The sequence below is a fragment of the Desulfuromusa kysingii genome (assembly GCF_900107645.1).
Taxonomy (GTDB): domain Bacteria; phylum Desulfobacterota; class Desulfuromonadia; order Desulfuromonadales; family Geopsychrobacteraceae; genus Desulfuromusa; species Desulfuromusa kysingii.
The window spans coordinates 119,827-138,107 of the sequence record NZ_FNQN01000007.1; the positions used below are offsets into that span (position 1 = coordinate 119,827).

The window sequence follows — 18,281 nt, forward strand, 5'->3', positions numbered from 1 at the left end:
TATTCCTATTTTCCACAACATTTCTTATATTTCTTGCCGCTACCACAAGGACAGGGATCATTGCGGCCGATTTTGTCCTCTTCACGAATTGTCGGTTTCTTTGTCTTCTCTTCTTCATCGACCCGGTTCATCGATATTTTCTGCTGCTGCCGTTGCCGTTGAGCTTCGAGCTTTTCAACATCTTCCTCACGCGCTAACTGGATACGGAAAATCTTCTGCAGAACCTCCTCGCGCACCCGCCCCATCATCTCCATAAACAAAGCATAAGCTTCCCGCTTGTACTCTTCCTTGGGATTCTTCTGCCCATAACCTCGCAGACCGATCCCCTCTTTCAAGTAATCGACTGAAAGCAGATGATCTTTCCACTGAGAATCAATGGTCTGCAGCAATAATATCCGCATCAATTGCCCCATGACCGGGGTGGTGAACTCATCTTCTTTCTCTTGCAGACGGCGTTCTGCCTGATTTATCAGCAACTCTTCCAGTTCCTCACGTCTGGTTCGCGCCAGATCGACACTGCTTAAATCTGGGGTAAAATTGAACTGATTGAAAAAATCACTGCTCAGTCGAGTCAAATCCCAGTCCGCTGCGGCCCCTTTATCAGGGCAAAATGTCACAACCATATCGGCAACGGTATCGGCAACAATCCCCTTGAACGTATCCTGTAGCTGTTCTCCACCAAGAACCTCACGCCGCTGCGTATAAATAACATCCCGCTGCCGGTTCATGACGTCGTCATATTCAATAAGGTGCTTACGAATATCGAAGTTATGCCCCTCAACTTTTTTCTGCGCGTTCTCTATCGCCCGGCTGATAATCCCATGCTCAATCGGTTCTCCTTCGGGGATTTTCAGCTTATCCATAACAAATGCAACCCGCTGGGAACCAAAAATGCGCAGCAGATCATCTTCGAGGCTGAGATAAAAGTGGCTTTTCCCCGGGTCGCCCTGGCGGCCTGAACGGCCACGCAACTGATTATCAATCCGCCGGGATTCATGGCGTTCCGTCCCCAGGATATAAAGGCCACCGGCATCGAGGACATCTTGCCGATCGGCCTGGCAGCGTTCCACGAATTGCGGCAGAAGTTCATTGAAGCGCGCTTCCGGATCTTCAGCACCCGCAGCTTCCGCTCGCGCCATCATTTCCGGGTTACCACCAAGAACGATATCAGTCCCACGACCGGCCATATTGGTGGCGATTGTCACCGCCCCTTTACTCCCGGCCTGGGCAACGATATAAGCCTCACGTTCATGTTGCTTAGCGTTCAAAACATTGTGTGGAATGCCACGTTTTTTAAGCAGGGCGGAAAGAACTTCAGATTTGTCGATCGTTATTGTCCCAACCAGGACCGGCTGATCATTTTTGTGGCATGCGACGATATCTTCAACCACGGCAAGAAACTTTTCTTTTTCGGTCTTATAGATCACATCAGCTTTGTCGATCCGCTGCATCGGCCTATTGGTTGGAATGACAACCACATCAAGGCCATAAATTTCGTTAAATTCAACAGCTTCAGTTTCAGCAGTACCGGTCATCCCTGCCAGTTTTTCATACATCCGGAAATAGTTCTGGAAAGTGATCGTCGCCAACGTTTGGTTCTCACTGGCAATCTTCACCCCCTCTTTGGCTTCAACAGCCTGATGTAAACCATCACTCCAGCGCCGTCCGGGCATCAAACGTCCGGTAAACTCATCAACGATCTGCACCTCGCCATCCTGAACCACATAATCTACGTCGCGCTTAAACAGAGCATGGGCTTTCAACGCCTGATTCACATGATGCAGAATCTCAATATTTTGCGGCTCATATAAATTATCGATATGCAGGAGCTTTTCCACCTTGGAGACCCCTGCCTCAGTCAAAGCTGCTGACTTCGCTTTTTCATCGACAGTGAATTCACCCGTGTGCCGCTTAGTCGACTGACCGATTTTCCCATCCCGCTCTTCAATAACCTCACCTTTTTGCAAGTGGGGAATAATCTGGTCGACCTTCTCGTAGAGATCGCTGGAAGATTCGCTTGGTCCTGAAATAATTAACGGGGTTCTCGCTTCATCAATCAGAATGGAATCGACCTCATCGACGATGGCATAATGGAGATCTCTTTGGACATATTCATCCAGATCAAACTTCATATTGTCGCGTAAATAATCGAAGCCAAATTCATTATTTGTTCCATAGGTAATATCTGCGGCATAAGCAGCTTTACGCTGCACATCATTTAAGCCGTGGACAATGCAATCAACTGTCAGACCAAGAAATCGATAAAGTTTCCCCATCCATTCGGCATCACGCTTGGCGAGGTAATCATTGACGGTAACAACATGCACCCCTTTACCGGTCAAAGCATTGAGATATATCGGCAAGGTTGCCATCAGCGTTTTCCCCTCACCGGTTTTCATTTCCGCGATCTTGCCGCCGTTAAGCACCATCCCGCCAATCAACTGAACGTTGAAGGGGCGTAACCCAAGAACTCGCTTGCTGGCCTCACGAACGACAGCAAAAGCCTCGGGCAGTAACTGATCGAGAACCTCTCCAGCCGCCAACCGTTTGCGAAATTCTTCGGTTTTCGCTTTTAATTGTTCATCAGTTAAAACCTCAAATTCCGCCTCATGAGAATTAATCTGCTCGACCAGTGGCTGCATTTTTTTAAGATCACGGTCATTTTTACTGCCAACTACTTTCTTAATAAATTTACCAATCATTACAAAAAATACTCCCAAAATCCCTGCGGCCTAAAATACCGACAAGGCTGATTATTTAAAGTCAACTTATAAATGTCTGGCTACAAACCCACTGACTCATTAGCTACGCGGGCACGAATCGACGGCATAGTAGCACAGGAAAAGAAGCACCCACAAGTATTTAAGAAAGGGCAAAACGTTGGAATTATCAGAAGTTGTAGGACTATAGAGAGGAAGAATTAAAGGGTTTTACGTGGATCAATAGGAACTCCGTTCAAACGTAGCTCATAATGGAGATGCGAACCCGTCGAGCGGCCGGTGTTACCAACCTGAGAAATCATATCACCCCGCTTGACACGCTGCCCAGCCTTCACCAAGACTTTCGAATTATGAGCAAAAATAGTACGGTAACCATAACCATGGTCAATAACAACCATCTTGCCGTAATCACGAGAATAACGGACTCGCGAGACAATTCCATCGGCTGTCGCCACTACCGGCGTCCCGGTATTGGCTGCAATATCCAGCCCCTCATGCATAACCTGCCTGCCCGAAAAAGGTGACTTACGCATCCCAAAATAGGATGTTAACCAACCCTTGGTGGGCCAACCCTTAGGAGTGGCACGACTGAGCGAAACCTGATCATTTAACAGATTGCGGACACCCTCCTGACTTTGACGTCGGAGCTCGATTGCAACCTGCAGTTTGTTGATCTGACGTTGAATGGCATCAACGTCTTCCATAGGATCAAATTCTTGAATCCCACCGATAGCAACAGGAACATCTTCAGGCAATGCTTCTAACGCTGCCAGCTGTCTGACGCGCGCTTCAGATTCTGCAAGGTCATTCATTTGTTGCTGCACGTTATTTAAATCTGCGGTGAGGGATAATAAGGTTTGCTGCTGTTCGATGTTGGACAGTCGAAGTTGCTGCAATTCAGCATAATCCATATTGAAATTGAAATATTGGTAAGCAAAAAAGACAGAAAACCCCACAGACAAACAACAACCACAGATTGCTGCTTTGACCATCCCACTGTGGAGACGCAAACTGCTGACCTTGCGGTTTTCTTCGGGAATGATTATAAGCGAGAAACGTCTTGCCAAAACAACTGACTCCCAATAAATAGTGACAACGCTTTTAAAATTACCTTACACTAATAACACAACCCTAAGGTTTCCCCCAACCTTTTTATTACGCCACGTCGTTTAGCCGCGGCTGAATCGTTGCTATCGCCACTCAGTCGGCCACCAACGCCAGAGAACTCTCAATCAACTCACGGGCATGAACCAATGTTTGTGCGCTCACCTGAGAACCGCTGAGCATCCGCGCCATTTCAGCAACTCGGGCTTCCGGAGTCAACAGCATCAAACCTGTAGTTGTCCGACCATGTTTCTCCTCTTTGGCAACCTGATAGTGTTGATTTGCAAACGCAGCGACTTGCGGTAAATGGGTCACACAAAGCACTTGCAGATCCTTGCCTAAACGGCTGATTTTTTCACCCACTGCGGTTGCCGCTTCACCACCGATTCCGGCATCGACCTCATCAAAGATCAAAGTCCTGATCCCATCACCTTCAGGAATACTCCGTTTAAGGGCCAGCATAATCCGTGACAGTTCTCCGCCGGAAGCAATCTTGGCGAGTGGTTGAGCCTCCTCGCCGGGGTTTGCTGCCAAATAGAATTCTCCCCGCTCTAACCCGTCGAGAGACGGCTCCTCCAAAGGGAAAAACCGGATCTCAAAGTTAGCTCGTGCCATCGCCAGATCTGCAAGCTCTTGCTCTACTTTTTCAGTCAGCTTAAGCCCTGCTTTTTGTCGTTGCAAACTGAGGCGCTGACCAGCATCAAGGGTCACCTTGTTCTGGTCCGCCAATTGTCGCTGCAATTGCTCTCGCCGCCCTTCGATATCAGTTAAATCAGCCATCTCTGCAGTGATCTGGTCCAGATATTCAAATAATGCAGAAATCGTCGGCGCATACTTCATCTTCAAGCCAGACAATAATGCGAGCCGGTCCTCAACCTGTTGTTGCCGTTGTGGTTCAAAGTCCAATTTTTCGGCATATTCTCGTAATTCTGAAGCAATATCTTCCAGGCTATAGAGATTGGTCTGCAATGATTTCGCCAAAGCACCCAAGTGGGGATCAATGGTCTCAAGATTCTCAAGTTGTCCGGCAACAACGGCGATTCGCTCACACACCGCATCTTGTCCAGCATAAAGGTATTCATAACCGCTTGAGGTCGCAGCCGTTAACTTCCCGGCGTGAAGCAACAGGGTCCGCTCCTGTTCCAATGCTTCATCCTCATCGGGTTGAAGATTGGCCCCCTGAAGCTCCTGTTGTTGAAATCGGAGCATATCCAGCCGCTGCTGTCGCTCCCGTTCAGCAAGATCCAAACGGTCCAGGTCATTTTTAAGCTGCTGGTATGTGGCAAAAGCAGAGCGGTAATCTTGCAGTGGTCCCTGTAAACCGGCAAAATTGTCCAATAACTGCAGATGGGTTTCGTTGCGTTGTAAGTTTTGATGTTCATGCTGACCATAAATGTTGACCAGACTGCTGACAAATTCACGCAATTGTGCCAAAGAAACCGGAGACCCATTCATAAAGATCCGGTTTTTCCCGGAACGTGAAATAATCCTCCGAACCAACAGCTCATGACCATCTTCCAGGCCAGCGGCAACAAGTTTCGTTTCCAAATGGGGTGCGCCACTGAGATCAAATATTGCTTCGACGGATGCTTCTTTTTCTCCGGTACGAATTATCTCGCCGCGTGCCCGCCCGCCCAGCAAAAGATTAACAGCATCAACAATGATCGATTTGCCCGCACCTGTTTCCCCCGTTAACACATTGAAACCAGCGCTAAATGTGGCGTGCATGTTTTCAATAATAGCAAAGTTTTTTATGATCAGGTCGGTCAACATAGCTACAATTAACGCTCTCCCCAGCTCAGTTTGGTGCGTAATATCTCAAAATAATCCTTATTAGGGCTACTCACTAGTCGAGTACGAGATTCTGATCGGCGGACTTCAACCCGGTCGCCGGGAAACAGTTTATGTCCCACCTGACCATCCGCAGTGAAGAACACCACATCGTCTTCAAACTTGACTTCGATCTCAATAACTGAACGGCTCCAGACCATAATGGGACGGTTCGTCAACATATGTGGGCAGATAGGAGTGATGAGCAAGCTATTGATATCGGGATAGATAATTGGACCACCGGCAGCCAGATTGTAACCCGTTGAGCCAGTCGGGGTTGAAACAATCAGACCGTCTGCTTTATAGCAGCTCAAATAACGACCATCGACATGGGTTTCCATATCGATAATCCTGGCTAGAGCCCCCTTGTTAATAACAATATCGTTGACGACAGTATACTGACCGATAACTTTACCCGCGCGATGGATGAAGGCATCAATCATCATCCGATCAGAAACGTTATAATCTCCCGTGATCAAACGCTCCAGCATCTCAGGAAGTTCATCACGGGTGATCTCGGTTAAAAACCCCAGCTGCCCAAGGTTGACGCCGACAATCGGGACATTCCTCTGCCCAACCGAGCGGGCAACAGAAATGAGAGTTCCATCACCACCGAGGACGATAATCAGGTCAACAAGTTCCGGAATTTCTTCACTGGAATAACCGTTGACCTTCCCTATCTGTTCAGCCAAACTATCTTCGAGAAGAACCGCGATCCCTTCTGCTTGCAAACGTTTGCAGATACCAGCTGAGATAATCTCAACGTCCGGGTGATTCTTTTTTCCGTAAATACCAACTTTTTTCAGCATCAATCCACCAATGAAGGACCTTGTAAGTTAAGTGGTTAAAAAAGACTGCTGACCATTATCACAAACTCCGTGAAAAAGTCTATCTCATAGGAAGTTGTTGTGAACACATTTTGCGTGTTACATTGCGCCGAAATATTATTGCTGGAGTGAGCATGGATCTCTTTGAACAATCTGTACAGAACAACAGCCAGTCACCGTTGGCAGAGCGCTTACGACCCCAAACATTAAATGAGGTTGTTGGCCAGCAACACCTATTGGGGGAAGGGAAACTGTTACGGCGCTTGATTGAAACCGATCAATTGACATCAATTATCTTCTGGGGACCTCCAGGCACCGGAAAAACCACACTGGGCCGGGTCATTGCCAATTGCACCAGAAGCCGCTTCGTGTTCTTTTCAGCCGTCCTCGGGAGCATCAAAGAGGTCAGGGAAATTGTCGCTGAGGCAAAACAGCAACGCATTTACCATGCGCGAAAAACTCTTCTCTTTGTCGATGAAATCCATCGCTTTAACAAAGCCCAACAGGATGCTTTTCTCCCTTCGGTCGAAAACGGGGATATCACCCTGATTGGTGCCACGACTGAGAATCCCAGTTTTGAAGTGAATTCAGCCCTCCTCTCCCGTTCGCGGGTATTCACCCTTGAACCTCTGAATGAGGATGATTTAAAAGTGATCATCCAGCGCGCTATCCCCTCCCAGCAAGGACTAAACAAACCGGAGCTGCAAATTGAGGAGGCCGCGCTTAATTTCCTCGCTGCCCAATCGGGAGGAGATGCCCGGATTGCCCTGGGGGCATTGGAGGTTGCTGCCGCGACGGTACAGGACAATCTGGTTTCATTGGCAACAGCACAAGAGGCGTTGCAGAAAAAAGCTCTCCTGTATGATAAAAGTGGTGATGAGCACTACAACGTCATCTCCGCCTTCATCAAGAGTATGCGTGGTTCAGATCCCGATGCCGCCCTGTATTGGTTGGCACGCATGCTCGAAGCCGGGGAAGATCCGCTATTTCTCGTCCGGAGGATGGTGATTTTCGCTTCGGAAGATATTGGCAACGCCGACCCACGCGCCTTGCAAATGGCTTTGGCCGTACAACAAGCGATCCATTTTGTCGGCCTCCCGGAGGCCAGAATCAACCTAGCTCATGGAGTCACCTATTTGGCAACCGCCCCCAAAAGCAATGCCAGCTACGTCGGCATTAATGAAGCGCAGGCCGAAGTTCGCAAATCAGGGGCGCTACCGGTCCCCAAACATATCCGTAATGCACCAACAACATTGATGAAGCAGCTTGATTATGGCAAGGGGTACAAATATGCCCACAACTATCAGGATGGCTTTGCAGTACAAAACCATCTCCCTGAGCAGCTTTCAGGGAGACAATTTTATCGCTCTTCCAACCACGGCTATGAAAAAACCATCACCGAAAGGATGAATTATTTACGCAACCAGGCTACAAAGGAGACTCCAGAATGAAACCTCTGTGGGCAATAGTCTTCCTGTTGCTATGTCTCAACACAACAACTGCCTTCACTGCAGACTGGGGTCCCTGGGAGGTCAAAAAAGCGGTCGACGTGCGACAGGAGACAACCACCTCGGTCCTGCAAACAGCCGTCCAGCTGTTTCAAAAATACATCTCTCCGGTGGACGGTCAGCGTTGTGCCATGTATCCCACCTGCTCAGCCTATTCATTACAAGCACTACGTCAGCATGGACCATTGCTGGGTGTCTTTCTGACAGTTGATCGTCTCTACCATGAAGGAGATCCCATCGAACAGCAGCATCCCATCAACAAATGGGGCTATATCAGATTTTATGATCCCTTGGAGAACAATGATTTCTGGCTCAATGACTGATTGAACCCTGCGAACAACTGCAAACGGCTAAAACCGACGGGTAGCGCCGCCTCACCATAAGTCAATCTGTTGCCGAATCAACTCACTACCACTATTTTCTCGCGTCCAACGCAACACCTCCTGAGCACGGCGGGTCTCCATATTTTTCAAGATAACAACTGCATTCCTACGCAGTTGCGTCACCCCGGCATAGGCAGTAGCGTTGCCTTTGATGGTCCGGCGAATTTCAGCCGCAGATGATTGCAGTAACCATTCAAGATCAATTGGAATCCGCATGTCAGTCTTGGGGCGGGGGGGGCAGGCCAGCGTACAGCCATCGCAGCCAAACAGCCAGCGACCAATCGATCTCCCCTCTGCCTGTGAAAGAGGTCCCCTTTTTTCGATGGTTAAATAGCTGATACATTTTCGGGCGTCAATCGGTTGGTCGACCTGAATCGCTCCAGTCGGGCAATTCTTCACACAAGCATGACAGGTGGCGCAAGCGAACGGCATTTGGGCTTCATGAATCACTTCAGGAAGTTCGATATCGACAAACAGGCAACCAATAAAGACCCGCGTGTTCCCCGAACCGGATACCCGCAAAAGGCTGTTTCCTCCAACAACGCCTAGCCCGGCAACGGTAGCGAACAACCGTTCATAGACGGCAGCAGTATCAACCGTCGCTGCAGCGCGGATATTCTCACCCAGCATCGAGGTCAACTTGGAGAGCATGGCCTGCCCGATGAAATGATAATCATCCTCTCTGGCATAAGCGGAAATATAACCGAGTAACGCATCCTTAGCGGGTTCAGGAAACGGGTGCTTTGCTGCAGGATCGCCCCAAAGATTATTGAAGCTGAGAACAATGACCGATTTAGCAAAGGGATAAGTGTTCCAAGGATTGGACTTCTCAGGAAACATCCGTTCGAGATATTCCATCTCGCCGTGCATCTCATTCTGTAGCCAAGCAGACACCTGAATATTGTTGTCAGCAATGGTACGTCGTAGTCGCGGGTTATCCATCCGCAGGCATGCGACCGAATGGGCCCCGATTTCACGACCAGCCTGTGTCAGCCATTCACGAAAATTATTTGGATTCATTCGACTCCATCAATGGGAAAGCATGACATCAGCACGGCAGTTCCGCTTTATCCAGCCGCGATCACGTAGTTGAGTTCATGCATATTGTAGAGACAGATAGCCTGGACAGGTCACCACATCGATCAAAACATAAATCGGCGCATACTCACGTTCATGAGTAAGCCAACACCGATCATTGTCGTCACCATACTCGTGCCACCGTAGGAAAACAGGGGCAACGGTACGCCAACAACTGGGAGCAGACCAATGACCATCCCCAAGTTGACCACAATATGCCAGAAAATCATGGCGGTAACCCCTACGGCGAGAAACAAACCAAACCTGTCAGCGGCACGTCTGGCAATATATAGCCCCCAGACGATCAGGAACAAGTACACAAACAACAAGGTAAAGCTACCGACAAATCCCCACTCTTCAGCAAACACTGAAAAAGCAAAATCGGTGTGCCGCTCAGGTAGAAACGATAACTGTGACTGAGTTCCCTGGACAAAACCTTTGCCCCAAAAACCGCCACTGCCGACCGCAATCTTGGATTGGATGATATGATAACCACTGCCGAGGGGATCGGCCTCAGGATTCATAAATGTGCGGATTCTCGCACGTTGATAGTCATGCAGGCCAAACCAGCCGGCAATCGCAACCAATACACCGATAATTCCTAAACTAATGAGGGTCGCCCGTTTAATCCCGGCAAACAACAACATTGTCCCAGCGATAAACAACACCATAACAGCGGTGCCAAGATCAGGTTCTTTCAGAATCAGGACAACGGGCAAAAACAGCCACAGAGCGGGCACCCAAAGTTCCACTAAATTGTAACCTAAGGGATTCGCAGTTTTGGCAAAAATTCGCGCCAGTAACAGAATCATCGCGATTTTAATCACCTCACCGGGCTGGACATTAAACACCCCGAGATCAATCCACCGCGCCGCCCCCATAGCCGTTTTACCCACGAGCAAGACATAAATCAGCATACCGACACTGAGTCCATAAAAGTGGACGGCAAAATGTTCCAGATGACGGTAATCAAACAGACAAATCAGCAAGGCGATAGTCACGCCACCCGACAACCAGAGGAGTTGCTTCAAATAGAGCGGTGTCGCCATGGAATGGAGACTGGAAGAGGCGCTAAACAAGTTGATGATGCCAGCTCCGGCCAAAAGAAGCACGGTAAACAATAAGACCCAGTCAAAGTTGGATACGAGGCGTCGATCAAACATCCATCATCCTTTCCCCTCAGCTTTTTGACTTTTAAGTTCCATATAGCGCTGGATAATCTGCTTCACAATAGGACCTGCGGCGCTCCCCCCTGATTGGCCGTGCTCAACAACAACGACGACAGCAATTTCTGGTTTTTCGGCAGGGGCATACGCGACAAACAGGGCATGAGGGCGAAAACGGTAGGGAATTTCCCCTTTTTCATCCAGCTCCTCTTCCTCGTCTGATTTCCTCCGGATGACCTGGGACGTTCCGGTCTTTCCAGCCACCAGAGTCGTATCGATATGAGCAGCGTGACCGGTTCCATGGGGTTCATTCACCACCGCAACCAAACCATCCCTGACCGCATCCCAGGCTTGGGCCGAATAATCAATCTGACGAATCATCTCCGGGGCCGTTTGTAGTAACAGATGACCATCCCAATCCTCAACCTGTCGCACAACTTGAGGCTTCAAAACCTGCCCCTTATTAGCGATAGCAGCCATCATCACCGCCAACTGGATCGGGGTGGTCAAAACAAACCCCTGGCCGATGGCAGCGATGACCGTTTCTCCAGCATACCAGGGCTTATTGTAACGCCGCTGCTTCCACTCTTGCGAGGGGATGGTTCCAGAACGCTCTCCAGGGAGAGGATAACCAACAGGCGAACCCAACCCGAATTCTTTCGCCGCTGCGGATAATTTATCAATCCCCAATCTCAAACCAACACTGTAGAACCAGACGTCACAGCTTTCGCGCAATGCTTTTTTAAGGTCGGTTGGACCATGGCCACTTTTTTTCCAGCAGCGATAACGTGAACCACCAACTTCAAAAGCGCCATCACAATCAACCGTTTCGGTGATCCCAATAGTTCCCGCTTTCAAGGCAGCTAAAGCAACGATCATTTTGAATGTCGACCCGGGTGGATACTGTCCGGCGATCACTTTATTCTGTAAGGGGTGGCGGCTATCTTTAGCCAGCTTATCCCACTCATCCCCAGCGATCCCCTGAGCAAACAGCGCGGGATTAAAGGTTGGCTGACTCACCATCGCCAACACCTCCCCGGTATGAACATCCAGGGCAACGGCAGCTCCCGATTGATCGGCAAAGGCTTCATCTGCAGCGCGTTGCAGGTCACGATCAATCGTCAAGTATATTTTATTGCCAGGGCTGGCGGGTTCCACCTTCAGTTGGCGGAACAACTTCCCCTGAACGTCGACCTCAACCAATCGACGCCCCTTTTCTCCCCGCAGATAGGGCTCAAAGGTCTTCTCCAAAGCGGTCTTGCCCACAAAGTCGCCACCGCGATAGTGGCTGAATTTTTCACTTTGCAGCTCTTCTTTAGTGATCTCACCGAGATAGCCAATAAGGTGGGCGGCCGATCCCTTCTCAAGATAGTCTCTGACCGGCCTTACTTCAGTCAACACCCCGGGCAGATCAACACTATGCTCCTGCACTCTCTCCATAATTTCACGGCTGACATCGTCTGCCAGGAGAACCGAACGATAGATAGGCAACTTTTTCCCCTGTTGCCAGCGCAATTCGAGCTCAGCGACATCAACTTCCAATAATGGTGCTAAACGCGCAAACAAGACAGAGGAATCTTCAACATCTTGACGCATAACCGAGATTCGAAATGAAGGTCGATTATCAACCAGCAACTCGCCATGCCGATCATAAATTGGTCCGCGTGGAGCATCCAGCGTGAGAACCCTAGTACGGTTGCGCACAGATCGTTCTTGCAAATCCTCATAACTGATGACTTGCAAGTACCACAGGCGTAAGAGCAGCAAGAGAAACACCATCGCCGCAGCCGCAGAATAAAACAGAAACCGGCTCTGCACCACGGGGAGTTCTTTCCAGTTCAGATTAAGAGCCATGAAGTTTACTCTGGTACATCAGGCCAGCGAGGCCGGAACGATAGCCAAACAGGCGTTGAAAGCGCAGCAACAAAGTCAACAAAATCGAGGCAGAAAGCATGTTTGCCATGAGCTGTTGCGGAATAGCCGCAAGAAGAATATGTAACACTGGAGCCGTTGCCGCAAAAATAGTCAGATAAAATCCGACCAGAAAATTCTGCAGCAGCGTGCCGCCAGCGATCAACAAGAGGAGCAAGGGGGGACTTTCGACATTGAGCTGGTCAGACAACAGCCGCGTCAACAAAATAATAATCAGATAAACAGAGAGATACAGTCCCAGGGTTGCCCCGCAAAAGCTATCTTGAATCGCCCCCAGCAACAGTCCGGCAATCAACGCTCGGGATAGATTCTCACTTAAACCCAGATACAGGATCAGGATCAGAATCAGATTCGGACGCCAGTTTGGTGAAAAAAATAGTGGCAGGACGCTACTCTGCAGTAAGGCAAACAAAACACCGGTGAAAAGGAACAGAAAAAAACCTCTCATCGATCCTCCCCGACAATAACCATAACTTCTTCAAGATGAGAAAAATCGACAGTTGGTGTTGCCGTCACTTGCTGAAACAAACCAAACTGGTCTTTGGTGACCGATTCAATCAACCCCAGAGGCAATCCTTTAGGAAATACTCCCCCCATCCCTGAAGTGACCAGTAAATCTCCGACCTGAATATCGGTATCTCGTAGGGCATATTCAATTGACAGGTCTTCTCCTTGTCCACGTGCAACGCCACGGGTCCGGGTTCTCTGGATCAAAGCCGCTATTGCTGAAGAAGCATCTGAGACCAACAACACACGTGAACTATCGGGCGCAGTTTTAATAACGCGGCCGACCACTCCGGAGGAAGCGACAACAGGGAAACCGGTCCGCAGTCCAGAACGGGTCCCTTTGTCGATAATAATTGTCCGGGCCCAGTTACTTCCATCTTCACCAATAACCTGAGCGGGCAAGGCAGAACGATCAAGCTCATCGACAAAAGCAAGGAGCTTGCGCAACCGCTCATTCTGTAGAGAAATTTCTTCGACTTGCTGTAACTGGGCACGCAATTCAAGATTCTCTTTTCCCAGTTCAATGTTGCGTTGCCGGGCATCGACCAACCAAAGATAATTCTTCCAGGTCGACGTTACAGCATCGACGATGTCATCAATACCGGACTGAAAAGGGGCCGCAAAAGTGAGGACAGCACGCTCAAAAAAAGTGGTCGCAGTTTTCTGGCGCAGATTATAAGAATAGAGAAGCACTGTCCCCAGCAGCAGGATCACTGCCAGCAACAAAAAACGATAACGCCCTAAAAACTCACGCACTGACATCTCCAACTGAAATAGCAACGCAAAACCACCAACACATTAAAATGCTGTGGGTTTTGGTTATCCTGTTCGTCACTATTTGCGATAACATCCAGCAGTTCCTGGGACAGGGAAAAGTCAATCAAGTCAATATAGCGAAAAAGGGAGAATCGGTCGATCCTCCCTGAAGAACAACACAACAATTGCGTGAGTCAATAATTCTGCAGATCAGGAAGAGATAGCAACCTGCCGTAGCAGATCCAGTTGATCCAAAACAGCACCAGAACCCAGAACCACACATGAGAGGGGATCTTCGGCCACAACCACTGGCAGACCGGTCTCTTCACGCAGGAGTATATCCAGATTTTTCAAGTATGCACCACCGCCCGCCAAGACAATCCCCTTGTCAACGATATCTGCGGCTAATTCTGGTGGAGTTCGCTCTAAAGAGATTCGGACCGCTTCTACAATGGTGTTGACCGGCTCTGACATCGCCTCACGAATTTCATTGGAGTTCACTTCCATCGTTTTGGGAATGCCACTAACCAGATCACGCCCTTTGATATCCATATAAACGGTCTCTTCACCGGTGTCAAAGACGTTGCCAATCCCAATCTTTACAGCTTCAGCGGTCCGTTCACCAATCAGGAGATTATATTTCCGTTTCATATACTGGACGATCGCCTCATCCATCTTATCACCACCGACCCGGACACTCTGCGCATAAACGATTCCGGCCAGAGAGATCACGGCAACTTCCGTTGTCCCCCCACCGATATCAACGATCATGTTCCCGGAAGCCTCAGTGATCGGCAGTCCGGCGCCGATAGCCGCAGCCATTGGCTCTTCAATCAGATAAACTTCACGGGCCCCGGCCGATTCAGCAGATTCACGGACAGCTCGCTTTTCAACCTGAGTGATTCCGGAAGGGACACAGATGACGATCCGGGGACGGATCAGATTTTTACGGTTATGGACCTTGCGGATAAAATAACGGAGCATCTCTTCAGTGTGGTCAAAATCAGCAATGACCCCATCTTTCATCGGCCGGATAGCAACAATGCTGCCAGGCGTACGTCCCAGCATTTCCTTGGCATCGGTACCAACCGCAAGCACTTTGCGTTGGCCCGCAGCACCAGTTTTCACCGCAACAACTGAAGGCTCACTGACAACGACTCCCTTGCCCTTCATAAAAACCAAGGTGTTAGCTGTCCCTAAATCAATGGCCAGGTCATTCGAAAACATACCCCATATCGCATTAAAAACATTAAACATAAATTGTCCTATCACTGCTGCACGCAGCGCTAATTATTAAGTTGAAGTTATCCGCAAAAGCTGGATCACTCTAGCAAAGCAACTATTTTTAAGCAAGAGTTAAGCGGGCAAAAAATGATTGCTTTTCAGTAAATTGCTGGTCTAACATGCGAGCCTGTTTTTTGTCTCAAATCAACCAAAAACATAATGAGGAGTCGCATCGAAATGCTTCAATTTGTTAGATCAAAACAAAAATCGGTACTAATCAAGATAGCCTTTGGCATTATCATTCTAAGTTTTGTTATTGGCTATACGATGCTCACTGCACCGTCAGACCAGAGGGGTGCGCAAAGTGCAGATATTGCTGCCCGTATTAACGGTGATGAGATCAGCTATGAAGCATATCAAAGCAGTTACAGTAATCTTTACAACCTCTATCAGAATATTTATCAGGGAAATTTCGACGCCAATCTGGAAAAACAGCTTAATTTGCCGCAACAGGCATTACAGCAATTGATTGAAGAGTCCCTTCTCATCCAGCAAGCCGACGAACTCAACCTGAGCGTCACCCGCGACGAACTGGTCAAGGCTATTGCTCAATATGATGCGTTTAAGGTCGATGGTAAATTCAATCGGGATCGTTACATTGAAGTCTTAAGTTATCAACGCATGAAACCGGAACAATTTGAAGCGATGCAAGAGCGGCAACTCCTGACGCAAAAAGTTCGCACTCAACTGCAGGCCGGAACCACCGTGAGCGAGGAAGAACTTCAAGCTGCGTTTCATAAAGAAAATGATAAGGTCAACCTCAATTACGTCTGGCTTACACCAGCTCTGGTTGAATCTAAAGTCAAAGTGACAGCCGATGGCCTAAAAGAGTTCTTTGATAAAAATATCGAAAACTTCAGGATCCCCGAAAAGGTATCGCTGCGCTACCTGCAGTTTGATCCCACCCGTTATGAGGATGATGTTGATGTGTCCGATGATGAAGAACTCCAGCGTTTTTATCGCAGAAACCTGGACCAGTATGAGGTCAAAGAACAGATTAAAGCCGCTCATATTCTCTTAAGTGTTCCACAAGACGCCGATGCAGAGACCGTCGCAAAAAGGCGTGAACTGGCCAATGAACTGCTCAAGCAGTTGCAGGACGGAGCTGACTTTACCCAACTGGCAAAAACCCAGTCTGACGATAAAAGTAACGCCGCACAAGGTGGAGATCTGGGAACTTTCGGCCGTGGAGTTATGGTCAAAGAGTTTGAGGACGCTGTCTTCAGCTTACGGCCAGGTCAACTGAGTGGAATCATCCAAACCCCATTCGGGTTTCATATTGCCAAAGTCAGTGACTATATTGAGCCGGGAGTCAAACCCTTTGTCGATGTCATTGCTGAGGTGAAAGCAGGGCTAAAGCTGGAGAAATCGCGTCAACTCGCTTACGAAAAAGCGATGGACGCCTACAATATCAATCGCAAAACTGCAGATCTGGATGCCGCTGCGACCAACAACGATCTGGGGATTAAAGAGACCGGATTATTCGCTGCCAATACCCCGATTGATGGTATTGGCAATGTTGCAGAGATCAGCCAGGCCGCCCTCACCTTAAAGCCTGGTGAACTCGCTAAGCCGATTCAAACCACCCAAGGGGTCTTTTTGTTTATGCTCAAAGAGCGAAAAGAGAGCCACCTCCCAGAACTGGCCGAAGTCAAGGCCATCGTTGAGCAGGAGTATCGCACCGAACAAGCACAAACGCTGGCCAAAGAGTTGGCGGATAAACTCCTGGAGCAGGCAACCACGCAAAAAAGTCTGAACCAAGCAGCTCGTGACCTCAAGCTGACAGTTGAAGAGTCAGGTGAGTTCAGCCGCAGCTTTGGTTTCTTCATCCCTCGCATCGGCACCTCTCAGGAACTCGCCGAAGAGGCCTTTGCTTTAACGACTGAAAAACCTGTCGCGCAGACGGTTTTCACCATCAATAACAAATATCTCGTTGCCAGCCTGAAAAACATGACCATTGCAAATTTTGATGAATTGAACAATGACGATCGCATGCAGCTTGAAAATCGGCTACTTGAAGAGAAAAAGGGGCAGATCGTTGCAGAAAAAATATCTCAATTGTTGCAACAAGCAGAAATTGAAATTATGATTCCAGATCTAATAAGTTCTTTCAACGATGGGAGCATCAAATCATGATACCAATTATCACCCAAACCAACTGCCCAGAACTCAACCTGATTAACCGTGGAAAAGTCAGAGATATTTACGATCTGGGAGAACACCTGTTGATCGTTGCCAGCGACCGCATCTCCGCCTTCGATGTTATTATGGACGAAGGGATTCCACAAAAGGGTTATGTTCTGACCCAGATTTCAAAATTCTGGTTCGAACAAATGAGCGACCTGATTCCTAACCATCTGATCTCAACGGACGTTGCTGACTTTCCAGCAATCACCCATCAATATCGGGATCAATTGGAAGGGCGCAGCATGTTAACCAAAAAAGCCAAGCCACTCCCCGTCGAGTGTATCGTTCGTGGATATATCTCTGGAAGTGGATGGAAAGAGTATCAACAGAACGGCTCTGTTTCCAGCATTCCTTTGCCTGCAGGCTTAGTTCAAAGTGATAAACTCCCCAAAACCCTGTTTACCCCTTCGACCAAAGCCGATTTGGGTCAGCATGATGAGAACATCTCCTTTGAGGAGACAATCAACCTGTGTGGCAAAGATATTGCCGAACAGGTTCGTGATTGCAGCATCAAAATCTATGAGCGGGCCCGTGATCTAGCCGATCAAAAAGGTTTGATCATTGCTGACACCAAGTTTGAATTTGGTATTCTCGATGATAAACTCATCTGGATTGACGAAGCCTTAACCCCGGATTCATCCCGTTTCTGGCCTAAAGATCAATACCATCCGGGAAGCGCTCAACCCAGCTTCGACAAACAGTTTTTACGTGACTACCTTGAAACCCTCGACTGGGGAAAACAAGCTCCGGCTCCAAAACTCCCCGAAGAAATCGTCCGTAAAACCGGAGAAAAATACCTGGAGGCCCTTAAACGCCTTACGGCTTAGCCCCTCCAACGCCTCGAATTATATTTTTTCAAAAGCCGTTGTCCTCTGTGGACAGCGGCTTTTTTATTGTTCCCAAAGTCTCATGATGCAAAAATACAACAATGTTTGCCATCCTTAGCTGATTGGCATATATTTGCTTTGTTTGTCATTTTATAAAGAAGCTAGAGAGCATA

14 protein-coding genes are annotated in these 18,281 nt (G+C 48.5%); 4 read left to right on the plus strand and 10 right to left on the minus strand.

From position 1 onward, the window contains the following. Positions 1-5: 5 nt before the first annotated feature. From secA to BLU87_RS12070, 4 genes are all read right to left on the minus strand, one after another. Positions 6-2,702: a preprotein translocase subunit SecA gene (gene secA, locus BLU87_RS12055; protein WP_092348817.1), complete on the minus strand. Its 2,697-nt coding sequence runs from the start codon at positions 2,700-2,702 to the stop codon at positions 6-8. A 218-nt stretch (positions 2,703-2,920) separates the two neighbouring features. Continuing rightward, a complete protein-coding gene (locus BLU87_RS12060; protein ID WP_217637506.1) occupies positions 2,921-3,787 on the minus strand; it encodes a M23 family metallopeptidase in 867 nt (288 codons plus the stop codon). 133 nt (positions 3,788-3,920) lie between these two features. Beyond that, complete coding sequence (gene recN / locus BLU87_RS12065) at positions 3,921-5,597, minus strand: DNA repair protein RecN (protein WP_092348820.1); 1,677 nt, start codon at positions 5,595-5,597, stop codon at positions 3,921-3,923. Between the two features lie 8 nt (positions 5,598-5,605). After that, positions 5,606-6,460, minus strand: coding sequence for an NAD(+)/NADH kinase (locus tag BLU87_RS12070; RefSeq protein WP_092349157.1), 855 nt, complete (start codon positions 6,458-6,460; stop codon positions 5,606-5,608). Between the two features lie 155 nt (positions 6,461-6,615). Between BLU87_RS12070 and BLU87_RS12075 the strand changes: the two genes are divergently transcribed. Both BLU87_RS12075 and yidD read left to right on the plus strand, forming a co-directional pair. Then, positions 6,616-7,932 carry a replication-associated recombination protein A gene (locus BLU87_RS12075; RefSeq protein WP_092348823.1) on the plus strand — a complete coding sequence of 439 codons (1,317 nt, stop codon included), beginning with the start codon at positions 6,616-6,618 and terminating at the stop codon, positions 7,930-7,932. After that, positions 7,929-8,312 (plus strand): membrane protein insertion efficiency factor YidD, encoded by a 384-nt coding sequence (gene yidD, locus BLU87_RS12080; RefSeq protein WP_092348826.1) that lies wholly within the window; start codon positions 7,929-7,931, stop codon positions 8,310-8,312. The genes BLU87_RS12075 and yidD overlap by 4 nt, the downstream gene beginning before the upstream one ends. Positions 8,313-8,363: 51 nt before the next feature. Here yidD and BLU87_RS12085 read toward each other — a convergent pair whose 3' ends face one another. The 6 genes from BLU87_RS12085 to BLU87_RS12110 all read right to left on the minus strand — a co-directional run bounded on the left by BLU87_RS12085 (position 8,364) and on the right by BLU87_RS12110 (position 15,067). Then, complete coding sequence (locus BLU87_RS12085; protein ID WP_092348828.1) at positions 8,364-9,392, minus strand: epoxyqueuosine reductase; 1,029 nt, start codon at positions 9,390-9,392, stop codon at positions 8,364-8,366. Positions 9,393-9,514: 122 nt separating this feature from the next. Then, positions 9,515-10,612: a rod shape-determining protein RodA gene (gene rodA, locus BLU87_RS12090; RefSeq protein ID WP_092348830.1), complete on the minus strand. Its 1,098-nt coding sequence runs from the start codon at positions 10,610-10,612 to the stop codon at positions 9,515-9,517. Positions 10,613-10,615: 3 nt separating this feature from the next. Beyond that, entirely contained in the window at positions 10,616-12,469 is a 1,854-nt protein-coding gene (mrdA, locus tag BLU87_RS12095; protein WP_092348833.1) for a penicillin-binding protein 2, read from the minus strand. Continuing rightward, positions 12,459-12,995 (minus strand): rod shape-determining protein MreD, encoded by a 537-nt coding sequence (gene mreD, locus BLU87_RS12100; RefSeq protein WP_092348836.1) that lies wholly within the window; start codon positions 12,993-12,995, stop codon positions 12,459-12,461. Before mreD ends, mrdA begins: the two co-directional genes overlap by 11 nt. Further along, complete coding sequence (mreC, locus tag BLU87_RS12105) at positions 12,992-13,810, minus strand: rod shape-determining protein MreC (protein WP_092348839.1); 819 nt, start codon at positions 13,808-13,810, stop codon at positions 12,992-12,994. Before mreC ends, mreD begins: the two co-directional genes overlap by 4 nt. Before the next feature lie 210 nt (positions 13,811-14,020). Next, entirely contained in the window at positions 14,021-15,067 is a 1,047-nt protein-coding gene (locus BLU87_RS12110) for a rod shape-determining protein (RefSeq protein WP_092348842.1), read from the minus strand. A gap of 204 nt (positions 15,068-15,271) precedes the next feature. Between BLU87_RS12110 and BLU87_RS12115 the strand changes: the two genes are divergently transcribed. Beyond that, complete coding sequence (locus BLU87_RS12115) at positions 15,272-17,230, plus strand: SurA N-terminal domain-containing protein (protein WP_175498376.1); 1,959 nt, start codon at positions 15,272-15,274, stop codon at positions 17,228-17,230. Further along, a complete protein-coding gene (locus BLU87_RS12120) occupies positions 17,227-18,108 on the plus strand; it encodes a phosphoribosylaminoimidazolesuccinocarboxamide synthase (RefSeq protein WP_092348848.1) in 882 nt (293 codons plus the stop codon). The genes BLU87_RS12115 and BLU87_RS12120 overlap by 4 nt, the downstream gene beginning before the upstream one ends. The last annotated feature ends 173 nt before the right edge of the window (positions 18,109-18,281 follow it).

Bases quoted from the DNA above. Each gene is read 5' to 3' on its own strand.
- secA (WP_092348817.1), bottom strand. From the start codon at position 2,702: ATGATTGGTAAATTTATTAAGAAAGTAGTTGGCAGTAAAAATGACCGT.
- recN (WP_092348820.1), bottom strand. From the start codon at position 5,597: ATGTTGACCGACCTGATCATAAAAAACTTTGCTATTATTGAAAACATG.
- BLU87_RS12075 (WP_092348823.1), top strand. From the start codon at position 6,616: ATGGATCTCTTTGAACAATCTGTACAGAACAACAGCCAGTCACCGTTG.
- yidD (WP_092348826.1), top strand. From the start codon at position 7,929: ATGAAACCTCTGTGGGCAATAGTCTTCCTGTTGCTATGTCTCAACACA.
- BLU87_RS12085 (WP_092348828.1), bottom strand. From the start codon at position 9,392: ATGAATCCAAATAATTTTCGTGAATGGCTGACACAGGCTGGTCGTGAA.
- rodA (WP_092348830.1), bottom strand. From the start codon at position 10,612: ATGTTTGATCGACGCCTCGTATCCAACTTTGACTGGGTCTTATTGTTT.
- mrdA (WP_092348833.1), bottom strand. From the start codon at position 12,469: ATGGCTCTTAATCTGAACTGGAAAGAACTCCCCGTGGTGCAGAGCCGG.
- mreD (WP_092348836.1), bottom strand. From the start codon at position 12,995: ATGAGAGGTTTTTTTCTGTTCCTTTTCACCGGTGTTTTGTTTGCCTTA.
- BLU87_RS12110 (WP_092348842.1), bottom strand. From the start codon at position 15,067: ATGTTTAATGTTTTTAATGCGATATGGGGTATGTTTTCGAATGACCTG.
- BLU87_RS12115 (WP_175498376.1), top strand. From the start codon at position 15,272: ATGCTTCAATTTGTTAGATCAAAACAAAAATCGGTACTAATCAAGATA.
- BLU87_RS12120 (WP_092348848.1), top strand. From the start codon at position 17,227: ATGATACCAATTATCACCCAAACCAACTGCCCAGAACTCAACCTGATT.